The sequence below is a fragment of the Actinomadura decatromicini genome (genome assembly GCF_008121305.1).
GTDB lineage: Bacteria > Actinomycetota > Actinomycetes > Streptosporangiales > Streptosporangiaceae > Spirillospora > Spirillospora syzygii.
Map to the genome: position 1 here is coordinate 389,156 of NZ_VSRQ01000008.1, position 17,439 is coordinate 406,594.

Below are 17,439 nucleotides of genomic sequence, written 5' to 3' on the forward strand. Positions count from 1 at the left end.
CGTTTCCTGACATAGCTCCGCGAAAAAGCGCTCCAGAGCGGCATAGTCGCGTCGGTAGAATCTAGGCTCGCTCAGAGCTGGGGAGTGTGGGGAGCGGAGTGGTGATGTCGCGGTCGGGCAGGCCCGTTCCTGGGCCGCCAAGGCCCGTCCGGCGGTGGTTCCAGGAGAGGGAGTCGGATTACCCCTGGGAGCAGGAGGGGCTGGACCACGTCAAGGCCCTGATGCCGAACGTGGAGCCGTACCGGGCTTGGGCGTTGTTCTCCTTCGTCGCTCCGTCGGGGCGGGTCCACGAGTGTGACCTGTTCATCGCGACGCCCGGCGGGCTCTACCTCGTCGAACTCAAAGGGCATCCGGGGCGTCTCGTCAACAGCGGCGCGACGTGGACGTTCACCGCCGACCGTCCGAGGACGATCCGCAACCCGTTGTCGCTGACCGACTGGAAGTCCAAGGAGCTCAAGAGCCGGCTGGCCTGGGCCGCGAAGGAGCTGGGGTTCTTCAGCGTCAAGATGCCGCGGATCGAACCGGCGGTGTTCCTGTCCGCGCCGAACCTGGACTCGGGCTTGGACGAGGTCCAGCGCACCCGCGTGTACGGCCGCGACGACCGGCAGACCGGCCTCGGCCGGATCTGGCACGACCTGTTGGGCCGTCCTCCGGAGAACGAGCAGCGCAGGGTCGCGGCCGACGTCTCCAAGCGCCTTCCGCAGATGCTGGAGCGGACCGGCATCACGCACTCCACGGCGCACCTGCGGTTCGGGGACGAGTGGCGCATGGAGCCCCGCGTCCTGGAGGCCGGGCCGCGCTGGGAGGACCGGCTGGCCGAGCGGCACGACATGGTGCACGAGGAGGGCCGGGTCCGGATCTACCTGGTCAACCAGCAGGCGACGGACGAGGCGCGACGGACGGTCGACCGCGCGGCCCGCCGCGAGTACCAGGTGCTCCAGGGCATCAACCACCCCGGAATCGCGCAGGCGGTGCAGATCCGCGAGCACCAGGGCGGTTCGGCGATCCTCTTCCGGCACCACCACCGCGACCTCCGGCTCGACTCTTACCTCGACGTGCACGGAGCGTCGCTCACACCGGAGACGCGCCTCGCGCTGGTCAGGCAGCTCGCCGAGGCCGTCCGGTACGCGCACAACCGGTCGCTGTACCACCGCGCGCTTTCCGCGCGGTCGGTGTACGTGTCGGCCAAGGACGACGGGTCGCAGCCGGTGCTGCGCATCATCGACTGGCAGACGGCCGCGCGCGACTTCGACACCACCACCCCGATGACGATCGGCCAGTCCAGCCTGGACGCCGAACTCGTCGACGACGCCGCGCTCGTCTACCTGGCACCCGAGTTCGACCAGCCGTACCCCGACCCGGTCGACATGGACGTGTTCGGCGTCGGCGCGATCGCGTACCTGATCCTCACCGGCCGTCCGCCCGCGCCCGACCGCGCGACCCTGATCGACACGCTGAGCGACGCGGGGGGCCTGCACCCATACGCGGTCGCGGACGGCCTCGGCGACCGGCTCGACCGGCTGGTGTTCGAGGCCACGCAGGGCAACCCGCCGAACCGGCTGGAGTCGGCCGACCGGTTCCTCGCGGACCTGGACGCCGCCGAGCAGGACGCCGTCGTCCCCGACGACGCCCTCGCCGCCGACTGGGAGGGCACCGACCCGCTGACCGCGATGCCCGGCCAGGTCGTGGACGGTGACGCCGACGGCGTGTGGCGGGTCGACCGGGTCCTCGGCTCCGGCGCGACGTCGCGGGCTCTGTTGGTGCGCCGCGACGCCGACGACGAGGAGAGCGCCGAGCCGAGCCCGGAGCGGGTGCTGAAGGTGGCGCTGGACGAGGCGAAGGCGGGCCGTCTCGCCGCGGAGGCGGAGGCCCTCGCCAAGGTCGGCGGCGGCGCGATCGTGCGCCTGCTGAGCGGTCCACGGCAGCTCGCCCAGCGCACGGTACTGGACCTGGAGTTCGCCGGTGACCGCACCCTCGCCGCCGTCCTCCACGACGACGGGAAGCTGACCTACCACCAGTTGGAGCGGTTCGGCCGCGACCTGTTCCGCGCCCTGGACCAGCTCGTCGCGAAGGGCGTGCGGCACCGCGACCTGAAGCCGGAGAACTTCGGGGTGCTGCGCCGCGCCGACCGCACGTGGGAGTTGAAGCTGCTCGACTTCTCCCTCACGGACGTGTCGGACCGCGACCCGACCGCGGGCACGCGCGGCTACCTCGACCCGTTCCTCGGCACGCCGAGCCGTCCCGACTTCGACGACCACGCCGAGCGGTACGCAGCCGCGGTGACGCTGCACGAGATGGCGTCGGGGGAACGGCCGCGCTGGGGCGACGAGAGGTCCGACCCGCGCACGGGCGACGACCCGTACCCGTACCTGTCGGCCGAACTGTTCGAGCCCGCGCTGCGCGACGGCCTCACCCTGTTTTTTCAGCGCGCCCTGCACCGCGACGTGTCGGAGCGGTTCGACACGTTCGCGCAGATGGAGGCCGCCTGGCAGGACATCTTCCGCCGGGCGGACGCGACGGCCCCGGCGACGACGCAGGCGACGCTCGCCGGCGGCGACGCCGAGTCCGGGCTCGGCCCGGAGGAGTTGAAGGCGGCCCGCGACATCGCCGCGGACGCGGCGACTCTCGAAACACCGTTGATCGCGGCGGGCCTGTCGCCGCGCGCGGTGGCGGTCGCGGCGGGCTTCAACGCGACGACGGTCGGGCAGCTCCTGGACGTCCCGCCGTACCAGATCTCGAAGGCGCGCGGCGCGGGCGCGGTCGCGAAGAAGGAGCTGAACCGGCGGCACAAGCAGTGGACGACCGCGCTGCGCCCGCACCGCAGGGCGGGCGAGGAGCCGGGGGACGAGGCGGTCGCCGGTCCGGCGCACGCGTCTCCGCCGGGCGGTGGTCCCGGTGTCGGGACGCGCGTGGACGACCTCGCGGCGCTGCTCGTCCCCGCCGAAGAGCGCCGGGGCTCGCGCAGGGGCAAGACGTTGCGGCTGCTGCTCGGCCTCCCGGACGCCGACGGCGCGGTTCCCAAGGACGTGTGGCCCACGCAGAGCGCCGTCTCGAAGGCGGCCGGGACGACGCAGGCGACGGTGTCCCGGCACCACACCGAGGCCATCAAGCGGTGGGCCGAGGCCGACTGGCTGACGCCCGTCCGCGACGAACTGGTCGGTCTGGTCCGGGGGCAGGGCGGGGTGACGACGGCCGCCGAGCTGGCGGACCTGCTGCGCGTCCGGCACGGCGCGGCCGACGCCCCACCGGAGGTCACGGTGGCCCGTTCGCTCGCCGTGGTCCGCGCGGCGGTGGAGGCGGAGGCGTTCACCGGGTCGGACGAGGGCCGCGAGCCCAGGCTCGACCGGCTGCGCCGCGGGCGGCACGTGCTGGTGGCGCTGGAGTCGCTGCCGGGCACCGACGACCCGACACCCGCCGAACTGGCCGACTACGCCGCCGAACTCGGTACCCGGGCGGACGACCTGGCGAGGCAGGACCCGCTGCCCGGCGGCGCCGAGGTGATCCGGGTGCTGCGCGACGTCGACCCGCCGGACGGGATGACGCCGCTGTCCGACACCCGCCTCGTCCGCCTCGCGTCCAGCGTCGCGGAGGACGCGCTCGCCTCGCCCACGCTCCAGCTCTACCCGCGCGGCCTGAGCCTGTCGAAGGCGCTGCGGCTGTCGCAGGCCGGGGCGGGCGTCCGGTTCCCGCAGGGCGTCACACTGGGCGACCTGCTCACGAAGGTCCGGGCCCGGTTCCCCGACCTGGACGCCTACACGCCGCCGCCCACCTACGTGGACGTGGAGGAGGCCCTGTCCGAGGCCGGGTTCCCGCTCCGCTACGACCAGACAGCCGAGCGGTTCTTCCCACCCGCGCCGATCCGGCCCCGGACACCGTCCAGCAGCACCACCGCGACCCGCCTCGGCGCCGGTCTCGGCGCCCTCGGCGAAGGCCCCGAGGACATCGCCGACGCCAGGCTCACCGCCGCCGCCCGCCAGGGCGGGTTCCTCGCGCTGACCGTGCATCTCAAACGGCTCACCGGGGTCGCGGACGCGCTCGCCGCCGCGTACCCGGTCGTCCCGGTGAACTTCGCGGACGTGTTCCTCACCGAGTTCCGCGCGCTCGCCACCGAGCACGGCGCCGACTGGGGCCAGGTGCTCCGCGCGGACGAGCGATTCACCCGCACCGGAGAGATGCCGGGCGGGCTCCGCTCGTTCGTCGTCCGCGTCCTGGAGCGTACGGAGCAGCGTCTCCACGAACGCGCAGCGCCGCCCCGGACGGTCCTGCTCCTGCACAACGCGGGTCTGCTCGCCCGATACTTCGACGTCGGCGGACACGACCTGCTCACCGGACTCCAGAATGCAGCGCGCCGCCCAGCGGACGTCCCGCACGGCCTGTGGCTCCTCTGCCCGTCCGAAGCGCCGCGCACCACTCCGAATTTGGACGGACGGACGGTCGAGGCGATCGGCGCCACCGAATGGACCGTCCTGGACAAGGCTTTCCTCGCCCGCCTACGCGGCGGCCAAGCCGCTTGACCAGCGGACGACACGAACCAAGATTGACGGCACGACCGAACGAGGGGACAGAACAAGTTGAGCGTGGACAAGGCGGCCCTGCTGAAAGACCTCCGCAAGCAGGTCACCTCCCTTGAGGACGACATGCGCGCGGACACCGAACCCGGGCAGCAGTTCCACGCCAAGCTCCAGGCCGAGTACACCCAGGCCCGCGAACGTCAGCGCACAGCCCTGACGTTCGGTCAGTGGCGGGACGACCGTGTCACGCAGGCCGCCGTCGCCTGGATCCTCGCCACCGTCTTCGTAAGGTTTTGCGAGGACAACGACCTCATCGCTGAACCATGGATCGCCGGACCCGGCGAGCGCCTCATCGAAGCCGACGAACGCCACCAGCAGTTCTTCCGCGACCACCCGGACAAGAACGACCGCGACTGGCTGATCGCCGCCTTCACCCACCTCGAAGAGACCAACGAGACCGTCGCGGGCCTGTTCGACCGCGACCACAACCCGCTGTGGGAACTGAAGCCGTCCTACGAGAAGGCCGCCGACCTCCTGAAGTTCTGGCGCCGCCTGGACGCGGACGGCCAGATCGTCCACGACTTCACGGACAAGGAGAACCTGGACACCCGCTTCCTCGGCGACCTCTACCAGGACCTCTCCGACCACGCGAAGAAGACGTACGCGCTCCTCCAGACCCCGGAATTCGTCGAGGAGTTCATCCTCGACCTCACCCTCGAACCCGCCATCGAGGAGTTCGGCCTCGAACCGCCCTGGAAGCACAAGCCCACCGGATGGCCCGGCGACGAGCCGATTGTTTACGGTCTCCGCACCATCGACCCGGCTTGCGGTTCCGGCCACTTCCTCCTCGGCATCTTCCACCGCCTCCTGGCCAAGTGGCGGGAGAAGGACATCCCCGGCCTGGACGAGTGGGGCCGCATCCGCAAGGTCCTGGAATCCATCCACGGCTGCGACAAGAACCCCTTCGCCGCCGAGATCGCAAGGTTCCGCCTGCTGGTCGCCGCCCTCCATGCCGCAGGCGAAATCCGCCTCGACACCGCTCCCGTCTTCCCGATCAATGTCGCGGTAGGCGACTCTCTCCTCCACGGCCGAGGAGCCGAAATCCAGACAGGAATGCTCTTCGGCAACGATGAGCAGTTCACCTACTCGACGGAGGACGTGCAGGAGTTCGCGAAGCGCTGCGACCTCCTCGGCGTGGGATCATATCACGTGGTCGTCGCCAACCCGCCGTACATTGTCGCGAAGGACAAGCAGGAAAACGAGAACTACCGCGCCTACAGCGCCGCCTCTGGGCAGTACGCGCTCTCAGTTCCCTTCGCACAACGCATCTTTGAGTTGGCCCTCCGGACTGGGGGCTCTGACCGCGCCGCCGGATTCACTGGCCAGATTACCTCCAACTCATTCATGAAGCGCGAGTTCGGCAGAAAGCTCATCCCATGGTTCCACGAGAACGTGGACCTCACCCACGTCATCGATACGTCCGGTGCTCATATTCCGGGTCACGGCACGCCCACAGTCATCCTCGCTGGCCGCAATCGAACTGCGCTCAAAGACAACACCATCCGCGCTGTTCTGGGCCTCCGCGGTGAGCCGGCGCAGCCCGAGAACGCTGCTGAGGGGCTCGTGTGGACCGCGATTGTTGAGCAGTGTGGACGACCAAGCAACGACTCAGAATGGGTTGATGCGGTGGACCTCGGGCGTTCAATGTTGTCAGTCCACCCGTGGTCGCTGAGTGGTGGGGGCGCCCGCGAATTGGTGGAGCAGTTGGAAGCTAAAAGAGAAACTCTTGCCGCAAGGATTGAGCTTCCCATCGGTAGGGCAATACGGGCTGGTGCCGATGAGGCGTATATGCGCCCGTTCCGTGATGTGCGGCGCAGGCATTCTGCGCGGCGAGGTCTACGACCCCTAATCTTGGGTGACGCTGTCCGAGACTGGTGTGCGGCTCCAACCGATGCAATCGTGTATCCCTACAGCCCTGACGTGTCGCTATCGGAGTTGCAGGCCGAACTCCTTCCATGGAAGTCGACGCTTGCGTCACGTCGAACCTTTCAAGGGGATATGGCTGCCGCGGGACTTCAATGGTGGGACTATATGCAGCACACATCATCCGCTTACAAGACCCCACTCTCCATAGTGTTCGCTTTTGTCTCTACGCATAATCATTTTATCCTCGATCGAGGCGGCAGAGTTTTCAATAGATCTGCTCCAGCGATCAAATTGCCAGTTGGTGCAGGTGAGGATGAGCATCTCGGTATCCTGGGGCTGCTAAATAGCTCCTTGGCCTGTTTTTGGCTCAAGCAGGTAAGTCACGACAAAGGAATCCGAGGAGAAGGGGGTGGGTTTACCAGTGCGGAATGGGAGCGCTTCTTTGAGTTTACTGGCATGAAGTTGCAGAATCTCCCGATATCCGAGAGCCTACCTCTGACGTTGGGCAGGGAGTTGGATGAGTTTGCCCGGCAGGCGGCTTCCGTGGAGGCCCACATTGTTGCCGATGATTTTCTGCCGTCTCGCGCTCAGTTTGATGAGCAGCAGAAAACTGTAAATTACCTCCGATGGAGGATGGTCATGCTGCAGGAGGAGTTGGACTGGAGGGTCTACGGCTCCTATGGGCTGCTGTCCTCCGAAGACGTTGCTCGGGCCACGACGGGGGATGTGGAGACCGTGCCAGAAGTGCGATTGGGGGAACGGGCGTTTGAGATCGTCATGGCTCGACGCCTTGCTGATGGTGGCGGTGATGATGAGTGGTTTGTGCGTCACAGGTCCAAGCCGGTTACGGAGATTCCGGAGAGGTGGCCGGAGGAGTATCGGCGGGTTGTGCAGGCTCGGATTGAGTTGATTGAGAAGTTGCCCAAGGGGGTTGGGCTGATTGAGCGGCCGGAGTACAAGCGGCGGTGGGCTAGTGAGCCTTGGGAGAAGAAAGAGAAGGCCGCTCTTCGGAACTGGATTCTTGATCGGTGTGAGCGTGAGGATCTGTGGTTCGGGCTGCGGGACGGGTTCAGGCAGCCGCGGACGCTGACGGTCAATCAGCTTGCCGACCAGTTCAAGGACGACGCGGACATGCAGAGTGTGGCTGCGCTGTATGCGTCCGATCATCTGGGGAAGCGGGATCTGCCGTTGGCGAAGGTGCTGGCTGAGGTGCTCGCGGACGAGCATGTGCCTTTCCTGGCAGCGCTTCGGTACAAGGACACTGGGTTGCGCAAGCGGGAGGAGTGGGAGCAGGTCTGGGAGCTCCAGCGCGAGGAGGATCGGACGGGGAAGCGGCTCGACATCGCGGTTCCGCCGAAGTACGCGCCGAAGGACTTCCAGAAGAACTCCTACTGGTCGCAGCGCGGGAAGCTGGATGTGCCGAAGGAGCGGTTTATTTCGTATCCGGGGGCTAGTCCGGATGCGGATGACTCCTTGCTCCTTGGGTGGGCTGGGTGGGATCACAAGGATCAGGCGCAGGCGCTTGCCAACCTTGTGAATGACCGGGCTGAGGTTGGGGCCTGGGATGCGGAGAAGCTGACGCCACTGTTGGCTGGGCTGCTTGAGGTGCTGCCTTGGGTGAAGCAGTGGCATGGCGAGGAGGACGCCGAGTGGGGTGGCGTTCCGGCCGACGAGTTCGACGCTTTCCTGCATGAGCAGCTTGGGCGGTACGAGCTGTCGGAGCAGGATCTCAAGGGGTGGCGTCCGCCTGCTAAGGGGCGGGGACGCAAGAAGGCGTAGCGCGTGAGCGGCTTAGGGCCGCGCGGCCGGGGGAGACGGGGAAGACTCCCGGCCGCGCGGCGGCTTAGGGGTGGTGGCGGGCCTTGAGGATTTTGTGGACGAGGGTGTCCGGGTCTGCGGCGTTGACGATCTTCCACTGGGTGCCGCCCGGGACGATCGCCCACCACTCGTAGGTGTAGGCGCCCCACCAGCAGACGACTCCGGCGAACCGTTCGTGTAGTCCGGCGATCGTTGTCTCGTGGGCCGGGTCTGGGACGGCTGGGGGAGTGGGGGACGGTCGTCTCGTCTTCTGCGTTTGGTGTGAGCGGGCCGCGCGTACGGCCGTGACGTACGGGATGAGGATGCGGGTCACCCTCTTGGCCGCCTGGGCCGGCTTGGTATGGGGTGCGAGGTCCTCGCCCGTGCTCGACCTGAACCACCATCGGTTGGGGGCCAGGTCGGGCGCGAGCATGATGCTCTCGCCGAACTCCGGGATGTCGCGGTCGTAGACGTGGACGAGCGGCTGCGGCCCGTCGTATCGCCGGGCGACTTGCCAGCCTTCTTGGACGGCTTCGTCAGCGAATCGGTCGAGATGGAACTTCCTGGACGAAGCGGGAACGTGGACGCTCCAAGGCTTCGGTTCGATCCACCTAATCACCGTCGCACACCCACTTAGCGGGGGTCGATATTGGGTTGATGGATGCGCGTTTGAGTTCGACGGTCAGCGCCTCGTGTAGCTCTTCTGCGTTGTTGCGTACAACGGTCGCTTCTACACCGGCCTTTGGGTCGTGCAGAGTGGCGACCCATGCGCCGAGTTTTCCGTCGTGGCGTGTTGCTCGCCAGATGCGGTGTCCCTGGAACTCCTCGCGGAGTCGAGCCAACGCCTGGTCAGCGGGGTTGACGGGCGTTTCCATGATCAGTTGAACCTTCGTCGCGATTTCTCTCCGTTACGGCTTCACACCTTCCCGTGATCGGGTTATCTTCGGGAAGAGCAAGAAGGCCGTCGAAAGAAAGCCCCCGGGTGCGGTTGGAAAGTCGCGCCACTTTCGGATCTTGGAGTTCTCCATGCCTCGCCGCCCTCGCGACCCCGGCGTCCCGTCCTCGCCATCCGAATACTTCGGTACTGAGTTGCGCGCTAGGCGGGAATTGTCCAAGTTGTCGCGACCGCAGCTCGCCGAGAGGCTCGGCTACTCGCCCCAATGGATCGGACAGATCGAATCCGGCATCGGCACTCCGTCTGAGGACTTCGCCAACGACTGCGACGCCTTCTTCCAGGCCAGTGGCACGTTCCGCCGCATCTGGGAGTGGATGCAAGAGCTCGGCAAGTTGCAGGTGCTCCCACCCGGCTTTCCTGACTTCGTTGAGCGCGAACGGGAGGCCGAGGTGGTGTACGTCTTCGAGACCATGCTCATCACGGGGCTGTTCCAGACGCCCGAGTACGCTCGCGAGGTGCTCAAGTCGGGGAAGACACCCGATGCGGTAGAGCAACTCGTTACGGCTCGGATGGAGCGCCAGGAGATCCTAAAGCGAGAGGCCCCGCCCCACGTGGTCACGATCTTTGATGAAGGAGCCGTCCGTCGCCCAATCGGGAATCCGGAAGTGCTGAAAGGGCAGATCGAGCACCTCGCCAACCTCGCGGAGCTGTACCACGTTACAGTCCAGATTGTCCCCACCGTCACGGGAGCCTACGCGGGGCTGCCTGGGGCATTCACGATCTTGAGTTTCCAGGACGAGCCAGACGCGGTCCTCGTCGAAGGCCATGTGGGTGGACAGCTCGTGGATCACCCAGCGGTTGTCCGGAAGTATGGGGTACGTTTCGATTTGATCAGAGCTTCGGCGTTGAACGCCGGGGACTCTCTCGACTTCCTCCGGACGATCTTGGAGAGCCTATGAGTACGCAGGATCCGTGGTCTGTGGAATGGAGCAGGAGCAGCCACAGAACTGACATTGGCGAACAGCACGTCGAGGTCGTCTTGGTGCCGTCAGGTTGGCGCAAGAGCAGCTACAGCACTGACACCGGTCACCAATGCGTCGAGGTGGCGCCGATGGTGCAGATCTCCGCTGCCGAGTGGAAGAAAAGTAGCCGTAGCACGGATACCGGGGGTGCGTGCGTCGAGGTGGCGGACCTGGCGGCGGCGGTGGCCGTGCGGGATTCCAAGGACCCGGACGGGCCGAAGTTGGTGTTCGGTCCGGCCGCGTGGCAGGCGTTCGCGGCCGAGGCCAAGTCAGGTGCCCTCGACCTGAGCTGAGACCGTCCAACCGGGAGCCCCGGCCGTCAACCTGACGGCCGGGGTTCTCCATGTTCGCGGTGCCGTGTCGGCCGCGATCCGGTGACCGGGAATCGGGCCTAGCGGGATCAGCCTCTTCTCAGCGCGTGCTATCAGGAGCCGATCCGGGGCCGCCGCTCAGCACGGATGCCACGTCCGCCCACCGGGGGCATAGCGACGCGGCCCGTTGTACCCCGGGTAGGCTCCGCCGCCACCGCCGCCGTCCGACTTCGACGGGGATCGCGGCGCCTTCACCGGGCGCTTGGGCTTCGGTTTCGGCTTGGGCTTCGGCTTGGGAATGCCGATCGTCCATTTCCTGCTGCCGTGGTGCAGGACGACCTTGTTACCGCTCGCGAGGCCGGCCGCGCAGAACCGGACGCTGCCGGTCCCTTCGTCGCCCGGAGCGATGCCCCAGTCGATGGTCAGGGACTTCACCACTGAGCGGACCTTGCCGCCCTTGGCGTTCACCAGCCTGAACGGGGAGGGGAAGGTGGAGTGAACACCCAAGTCCAAGTAGGTGACCCTGTTGTTGGTCACCATCACCCGCGCGATCACGCAGTTGTCGCCGTCCACCCGCTCACCCTTCACCGAGGTGACGGTGTAGGCGAGATCCTCCGCGCCCGAGCTGGTGGGCGACGCGTCCGGCGTCGTCACCGCGCCCACGTCCGTACCCGACGGGCCGTCACCCAGGGTCGCGAGACAACTCGCGAGCAAACCGAAGACCCCGATCAGCGATACAGCCAGTGCGGACCGCTCTTTCGCTGAGATCACGGGCGAGATTGTAACGATCCAAGACGTGTCCGGGTCCGCCGGAAACCGGGCGCCGCCCTGGCCGAAGCCGGACGCCCGCCTGTCCGGGAGCCTCCGTTGCCGCGCGGTGGAGGGCCTGGATGATCGGAGGGGACGAGCGGCCGGGCGGAATCAGCCGGTGCCGCTTCCCTCGGCCGGAGCGCAGCCGCTCGCGGATAGTTCTGGAGTGGTCATGGTGGGCTACATTTTCGACATCGACGACCAGACCGTATGGAGTCCGTCGCGGCGCGCGGGCTTGCTGTACGTCGACATGGCAGAGGTCGCGGCGCGTTCCTTGGGACTTCCCACGGGATTGAACGCGAATGCCGTGGACATGTATCAGATCGACCTTCCGACCTTTCGCAAGTTCACCAGTACGCTATTGTCTGATTATTATTCGACAAATCATGCCATCATTCATGAGATGATCCGGGGTGTGCTTCTCGCCTCCCTGGCAATGCTCCAACGTGGCGGAGTCGAACTGTCCCCGGAAGACGAAGCTCAGGAGAGGCTCTGGTCGGCCCTGCCGGATTTTGCCCGGTCAATGCCGACATGAAGCGTCGGCCACCGCGACCAAGCCCCCGATGTCCCATCGTTGAGCTGACACGGCCCCGCCCTGCTGCCTGCGGCTGTCCGCTCGTGTGTGACCTCTGACCGCTCCAACCGTGGCTTCCAACGCTCCAGCGGACTGACCGAGAACCTCGTCGGCGTCGGCGTTGTCGGTGCCTCGGCCTACACTGCCGCGGCATGAAGGAAGCTCAAGTGGTCGACGCGTTCCGCAGGTGGCTGACGTCCGAGGCATGGACGTTGGTGACGCCCACGGACGAGCACACCGACATCGAGGCCGTCCGCGGTGCGCCTCATCTGTGAAGCGAAGGGGACCACGTCCGTCCCCGGCCTGGACTGCGACACCGCCTACGGCCAGTTGCTCCGGCGGATGAGCGACCCCACCCGCGAAATCCAGTACGCCGTAGTAGTGCCCTCTTCCGCGCTGAAGGCTGCGCTGAGGGTTCCGCAGAGGGTGCGCGATCTTCTCCGGGTGGCCGTTTACGAAGTGCGAGACGACTTCACGGTCGTGATGCACTGAGGCGTGGCGGGCGTTAACGGGCTTGCCGGCCACGTCCCGCCTCCGAACCAACAACAAAAGTTCATAATCAGCGTGATTCCGACTCCGAAACCCACGAAAGTAGAGACCATGTCAAAAAAGTTCACACGTAAGTTCGACCCCCAGGAACCTCGGAATCGGGTGGCCGAGGAGTTCGACACGCATCAGGTTTCCTCGAAAGGGCCGATCCCGCGCTTACCGCCTGGGTCGGTCTTGGTCCTCCCCGGAGGTCGACCGCACTCCCTTTATCACGGGCGGCGTGACTGTGATGCCTTCAGCGCGGACGTTAGTCTCGCGGCCCAGTGCGAACAGGACGTCAAACCTCAAGTCGTAAAGCTGGACGAAGTCCGTGGCCGAGACGACCGGACCGGATGCCCTGTCTGCCGTCCGACCGAGACCGACTACTCCAAGATCAAGGGCTGTCGCTGGGAGACCGAGACCGGCCCGCGCGAGGGGCTGCGCCTGCTTTGGCGGCAGGACCCGGTGGCGGGCTGGTACGCAGTCGTCATCCACGGGTCGCGCTCCCGTCTCGGTGCGGAGATCCGGTGCGAGAGAGAGTTGCGCGAGCTGCCCGATCCCGCATAGCAGGCCCGACTGGCATGGGAACGTCGCGCCGGGACTCTGGCACTGGATGGCTTTCATGGCCCGAAAGGGACAACGGTCCTCCCGTGTTTCAGATGACCAGAATCGGGCGGTCGAGGTCCGTCGAGTTGGTCAACGTCCGGGGCGCCTATAAAAGAGGCCCTCGACTGCTCCGCCCCCTTGTCCGTCCGGTCGAGGCGGAACAGCCTGATGCTGTCTTTTCGTTGCAGGGCGGATAACGGTTCGGCATTGCATTCGCCCCTTTCCATGGGCTCGTACGGGTCGTCCCCCTAAATTCCGTGGTGAACGGGAGAAGGGGGCGCATGAACTTGATGGAGGGGCCGGAATGGTCGGAGCAGGGGATCATGCAACGGGCGGGGCGGTATCCGCTGCGGGTGGAGGTGCCGGTCCTGCGGGCGATTGACCTGCTGGTTCCGGGGGTCTCGGCGGTGACCCGGTACGTCCGCTACTACGCCCTGTACGCGGCGCTCGGCGCCCATGCGGCCGAACACGACCTGGACGGTGTGGCGAGCCTGCGGCTGTTACGGCGCAGCGAGGTCATCCTCGCCGGAGTCTCGCGCCTGTACGACGACCCGGACGCCTGGCCGGGCATGGCGCACGCCGTCGACGACGTCAGGCACTCGCTCGACGGCGACGTCCTCCACATCGGCGCGGCGGCGCGCATGGACGGCGACCAGCGGTACTCGCCGCGCCGCTCCGGGTTCTGGGAGCAGTACCGCGGCCCTTGCGCGGTCCTCGGCACGACCGTCAGCGAGGACGACGGGCCGCGTCCCGGCAGGCACGCCTGCCCTCCGGAGGTCACGGCCCTGTTCGCGCCGCTGTGGCACGCCGCCGACGCGGACGTCCTCGACGGTGCGCGGCTGGAGGCGCTCGCGCCGCTGGCGATGCAGGCCGCCGAGTATCCGGAGGCCCGCTGGATGCGCGAGTTGTTCACCGCGACCAGCAACGGACGCCACGACCCGGAGGAGTGGGGGCCCGACGACCACCGGCGCCGGGCGACGTTCCGGATACTCGGCCGCTCCGTACACCTCCATGGCGGCGACGCGACCTTCGGATGGGAGGAGTCCGTCAAGTCCGCCGTGGCCTTCGGCCACGAGGCGGAGACCGACCCGGTGCTCCGGCGCGTGGACAACCTCCTCGGGTGGCGCGGGCTGTTGCTCCGAAACTACTCGGTCAGCGCGTGGCGGCGGCTGTGGGCGGCACTGGTCCGGTCGATCGGCTCGGCGGACGGCGAGGCGGACCGGAGCCTGGACGAGCTGCGCGCATGGCTGGCCGACCCGATGCCCGCCGCGTCCCTGCGGGCCTGCCTCGCCGAACTGCCCGACACGATGGCCGACGGGCAACCGGCGCCCGCCGAACGCCGGCTCCTGGAGGCCCCCGACTGGCGTGACCCGCTCGTGAACGTGAAGCTGCTGCTGGTCGGCGGGCTCCGCTCCGGCGAACTCAAGGGCGAGGCGCGGACCACGTTCCTCGGGACGCAGCACGACATCCTCAACCCGCTGTGGGTGGCCCGGCTGATCGACGACTTCGCGGACCGGCCCATGCGGGACCTGGCCGTCCGGCTCGTGGACGACATGCTCGCGCAGGCCCGCCGGGTCGCGCTGGCCAAGACACGTCCCGACGCCAACGGTCGGATGAAGGTGTTCTCCCGCGTGCACGAACGCGGCGGCCGCTACTACAAGACCGGCGACGAGGGCGACGGCGACATCGGCACCCGCCTCCACCAGGCCGGGGACTTCTCCGAGCAACTCGGCCTCCTCGAATACGACGCCGACGCCGAGACCGCGTCCCTCACGCCCCTCGGCGCGGAACTACTGGAGGTGGCGCAGTGACCTGGGAGTTCAGCTCGCCGCTCACGCTGCTCGGCGAATGGCGCGACCGCACCGACGAGGCGGAGCTGCACGAGCTCCTGCTGCTGGGCTTCACGGTCGACCTGCCGTTCCTGGAGAAGACGCTGATCCCGACCGCGCGTGCGCTCGGCGCCCGCGTCACGGTGATCGGCGACGCCGGGCAGGGCCTGTACGACCCGGTCGACGTGCGGATGGCCGGGCGGGCCTACTTCCACGGCCTCGCCGCCTGCCGCGGCTCGTTCCACCCGAAGCTCGCCCTGCTGATCGGCGCGCACGAAGCCGTCGCGGCGATCGGCTCGGGCAACCCGACCATGGCCGGGTGGGGGTACAACGACGAGTTGTGGACCGTCCTGCGCGGCCACGAGAACGACGCCCCCGAGCCGTTCCGCGAGCTGAGCCGGTGGCTGGCCGCGCTGGCCGGGCCGGTGTCGGTGCCGCAGTACGCGGCGGAGCTTCTGAAGGAGATCTCGGCCCGGCTCGCGGAGTTCGCCGTCGCCTCGCGTCCGGCGCGAGTGCTGCACAACCTCGATACCGGGCTGCTCGGCCAACTGCCCGGCGGGCCGATCGACGAACTGAACCTCTGCGCGCCGTTCATCGACCAGGGCGGCCGTGCCCTGGCTCGGATCGTCGAGCACTTCGCGCCGTCGCGGGTCGTCCTCGGCGTCCAGAAACGCTGGAGCAGTTACGACGGGGACGCGATCCTCAAATCGCTCGCTGGTTCAAACACCGAGGTGCGGCTCCTCGCGGAGCAACAACCACGCCACGGGAAGCTGCTGGAATGGCGGACAGGTGACGAATGGACGGCCCTAACGGGCAGCGCCAACCTCACCGCCGCCGCACTGCTGGACTCCGTCGCGAACGGTGGCAACTGCGAGCTGGGCATCCTCGCCACGGTGCCGTCACCGCTCCTGCCGGAGGGTACCGCCGTCTCCGTCACGCACCTGCGAGGGCGACGCACCGTCCGGCCGGTTGAGGGACGCCCTGGTCTGCTCGTCCTCGGTGCGCTGCTCACCGGCACCGGCCTGCTCCAGGTCACCTTGGCGCATCCCTATGAAGTGGACGTCGCCGTCGAGGTGTCGCCGGACGGCTCGCCCGGGTCGTGGACCAGGATCGGCACCGTCTCCGCCGGGCGCACCTCGCAGGAGTTCGCCGTCCCCGAGTTCGCGGGCGCGGTGGTGCGGATCGTGGACCCGCAGGCAGGTGGCCGGACGGAGTCGCCGCCCGTCTTCGTCGTCCACCCCGCGCGGTGTGCCCGCCGCCAGGCGGACGAGAACCGGCCGCGCCTCCGCCACGAGTACACGGAAGAGGAGATCTTCACTAACGAGGAGATGGCCCGCCGCTTCCGTTACGACCTGCTCCGGCTGACCGACCTTGGCGCCGAGCACCGGTCGGTCCAACCCGCCCGAGCCGCCGCGCCGTCCGAGCAGACGTCCGCCGTCCACGACCGTTACGCGGCCTACCTGGACGAATGCGAGCGGACCATCGGACGGCCGCTGACCTTGAAACTGTTCGGCGGGACGGCCGCACCCGACCTCACGCTGGGGCCGCGCTGGGGGCTGACGGCCGAGGCCGTCGTCGACGACGAGGCCCCAGACGACCCGGACGGCGACTCCGGAGAGAACGGGCCGCCGAAGATGTCCCTCGACCGCAAGCGCGAGTGGCGACTGTGGACCGTGCGGGCCGTTGACCGGACCGTCCCGGACGGACGCGAGCCCGCGCCGATGATGCTGCGCCTCCTTGTGGCGCGGCTGTTCGTCCAGTTGCTCGCCCACGGCGTCTGGGAACTCGACGACGACTCCTGGCGCGAGCCGCTCGCGCTGCTGACGGCGAGCTTGGTGCCCCGCGCGGAGGACGAGGTGCCGGACGAGGCCGTCCAGCACGTGACGGCGGTCACCGCGGTCTGCATGGGCCTGCTCCTCGACGGCGCCTCGCTCACCGGCGGGAAGCCCGGCGACCTGCTCGCGGCCGACATCTGGGAGGTCGTCAAGGAGCGGGTCGCGGGCGCGGAGACGGAGCTGGCGGAGGACCTCCTCATCCCGCCCCGGCTGCCACATGCCACCGTGCTCAGCCGTTCGGGATGGGAGCGGCTGCTCGACCTGGCCCGCTCCGACGACCCGATCGCGCTGATCACCGCGGAGCTGGAGGACGAGGAACTGAGGCTCGAAGCCGACCACGGGATCTACCGGGTGACCGGGCGGTTCACCAATCCCGTCCCTGTGGCGGCCCGCGTGGCGACGCTCCTCGGAGACCACCTCGAAACCGCCCTCGTCCTCGCCGTCACCGGAGGCCGGTGGACCTTCGTCGCCTGGTGTCGGCCCCTCCTCGTCGTCGCCGGTTCCCGGGCGATGTGGCCGGGGTGGCGCGTGTACCGGCTTCCGCCGTCGGGCACCCCGGCGGCGCGCCTGACCGGGAGCGAAGGGCCGCCGCGGATCGGGCTCGTCGCCGGGCCGGTGCCCCTCGGCCGGACGCCGCCGCCGGACGCGCTGGAACTCCTCGAAAGGGTCGGGACCGACCCCGCCGACCTTCTGCGGAGGTTCCACGGCCACGGAACGTGACCGGCTTCGGTCAGCCGGACCCGGCACGGCACGGGAAATCAGGTGCGCGGGGGCCGGGAGAACCCCGCGCGGGCA

General features: G+C 68.1%; 12 protein-coding genes. 9 read left to right on the forward strand and 3 right to left on the reverse strand.

All coding sequences use genetic code 11. From position 1 onward, the window contains the following. Positions 1 to 104: 104 nt before the first annotated feature. Both pglW and pglX read left to right on the forward strand, forming a co-directional pair. Positions 105 to 4,514, forward strand: a complete 4,410-nt coding sequence (gene pglW, locus FXF68_RS34670; protein WP_148766984.1) for a BREX system serine/threonine kinase PglW — start codon at positions 105 to 107, stop codon at positions 4,512 to 4,514. 63 nt (positions 4,515 to 4,577) lie between these two features. Further along, positions 4,578 to 8,216, forward strand: a complete 3,639-nt coding sequence (pglX, locus tag FXF68_RS34675; RefSeq protein WP_246179105.1) for a BREX-2 system adenine-specific DNA-methyltransferase PglX — start codon at positions 4,578 to 4,580, stop codon at positions 8,214 to 8,216. A gap of 64 nt (positions 8,217 to 8,280) precedes the next feature. On the opposite strand, the gene FXF68_RS34680 is transcribed toward pglX, so the two are convergent. Continuing rightward, entirely contained in the window at positions 8,281 to 8,853 is a 573-nt protein-coding gene (locus FXF68_RS34680; RefSeq protein ID WP_148766838.1) for a hypothetical protein, read from the reverse strand. Next, entirely contained in the window at positions 8,846 to 9,109 is a 264-nt protein-coding gene (locus tag FXF68_RS34685; RefSeq protein ID WP_148766840.1) for a hypothetical protein, read from the reverse strand. Before FXF68_RS34685 ends, FXF68_RS34680 begins: the two co-directional genes overlap by 8 nt. Positions 9,110 to 9,260: 151 nt before the next feature. Here FXF68_RS34685 and FXF68_RS34690 point away from each other — a divergent pair, with 151 nt between their 5' ends. Both FXF68_RS34690 and FXF68_RS44675 read left to right on the forward strand, forming a co-directional pair. Further along, entirely contained in the window at positions 9,261 to 10,088 is an 828-nt protein-coding gene (locus tag FXF68_RS34690) for a helix-turn-helix domain-containing protein (protein ID WP_148766986.1), read from the forward strand. After that, positions 10,085 to 10,444 (forward strand): DUF397 domain-containing protein, encoded by a 360-nt coding sequence (locus FXF68_RS44675; protein WP_148766842.1) that lies wholly within the window; start codon positions 10,085 to 10,087, stop codon positions 10,442 to 10,444. The genes FXF68_RS34690 and FXF68_RS44675 overlap by 4 nt, the downstream gene beginning before the upstream one ends. Before the next feature lie 156 nt (positions 10,445 to 10,600). Here the strand turns inward: FXF68_RS44675 and FXF68_RS34700 are convergent, their stop codons facing one another. Next, a complete protein-coding gene (locus tag FXF68_RS34700; RefSeq protein WP_148766843.1) occupies positions 10,601 to 11,233 on the reverse strand; it encodes a DUF4352 domain-containing protein in 633 nt (210 codons plus the stop codon). A 211-nt stretch (positions 11,234 to 11,444) separates the two neighbouring features. Here FXF68_RS34700 and FXF68_RS34705 point away from each other — a divergent pair, with 211 nt between their 5' ends. The 5 genes from FXF68_RS34705 to FXF68_RS34720 all read left to right on the forward strand — a co-directional run bounded on the left by FXF68_RS34705 (position 11,445) and on the right by FXF68_RS34720 (position 17,364). Further along, positions 11,445 to 11,807: a DUF6086 family protein gene (locus FXF68_RS34705; protein ID WP_148766845.1), complete on the forward strand. Its 363-nt coding sequence runs from the start codon at positions 11,445 to 11,447 to the stop codon at positions 11,805 to 11,807. A gap of 191 nt (positions 11,808 to 11,998) precedes the next feature. Beyond that, complete coding sequence (locus FXF68_RS44565; RefSeq protein WP_281292247.1) at positions 11,999 to 12,121, forward strand: hypothetical protein; 123 nt, start codon at positions 11,999 to 12,001, stop codon at positions 12,119 to 12,121. Between the two features lie 67 nt (positions 12,122 to 12,188). After that, positions 12,189 to 12,338 (forward strand): hypothetical protein, encoded by a 150-nt coding sequence (locus FXF68_RS43320; protein WP_222870218.1) that lies wholly within the window; start codon positions 12,189 to 12,191, stop codon positions 12,336 to 12,338. 923 nt (positions 12,339 to 13,261) lie between these two features. Beyond that, the gene (locus tag FXF68_RS34715; protein WP_148766849.1) at positions 13,262 to 14,791 is read left to right on the forward strand and encodes a hypothetical protein; all 1,530 of its coding nucleotides are present in this window, start codon (positions 13,262 to 13,264) and stop codon (positions 14,789 to 14,791) included. Further along, complete coding sequence (locus FXF68_RS34720; RefSeq protein ID WP_148766851.1) at positions 14,788 to 17,364, forward strand: phospholipase D-like domain-containing protein; 2,577 nt, start codon at positions 14,788 to 14,790, stop codon at positions 17,362 to 17,364. Before FXF68_RS34715 ends, FXF68_RS34720 begins: the two co-directional genes overlap by 4 nt. Positions 17,365 to 17,439: the final 75 nt, after the last annotated feature.

What these genes read in the sequence shown, in the direction of transcription:
- pglW (WP_148766984.1), top strand. Translation starts at nt 105, where the DNA reads ATGTCGCGGTCGGGCAGGCCCGTTCCTGGGCCGCCAAGGCCCGTCCGG.
- FXF68_RS34685 (WP_148766840.1), bottom strand. Translation starts at nt 9,109, where the DNA reads ATGGAAACGCCCGTCAACCCCGCTGACCAGGCGTTGGCTCGACTCCGC.
- FXF68_RS34690 (WP_148766986.1), top strand. Translation starts at nt 9,261, where the DNA reads ATGCCTCGCCGCCCTCGCGACCCCGGCGTCCCGTCCTCGCCATCCGAA.
- FXF68_RS44675 (WP_148766842.1), top strand. Translation starts at nt 10,085, where the DNA reads ATGAGTACGCAGGATCCGTGGTCTGTGGAATGGAGCAGGAGCAGCCAC.
- FXF68_RS34705 (WP_148766845.1), top strand. Translation starts at nt 11,445, where the DNA reads ATGGTGGGCTACATTTTCGACATCGACGACCAGACCGTATGGAGTCCG.
- FXF68_RS44565 (WP_281292247.1), top strand. Translation starts at nt 11,999, where the DNA reads ATGAAGGAAGCTCAAGTGGTCGACGCGTTCCGCAGGTGGCTGACGTCC.
- FXF68_RS43320 (WP_222870218.1), top strand. Translation starts at nt 12,189, where the DNA reads ATGAGCGACCCCACCCGCGAAATCCAGTACGCCGTAGTAGTGCCCTCT.
- FXF68_RS34715 (WP_148766849.1), top strand. Translation starts at nt 13,262, where the DNA reads ATGAACTTGATGGAGGGGCCGGAATGGTCGGAGCAGGGGATCATGCAA.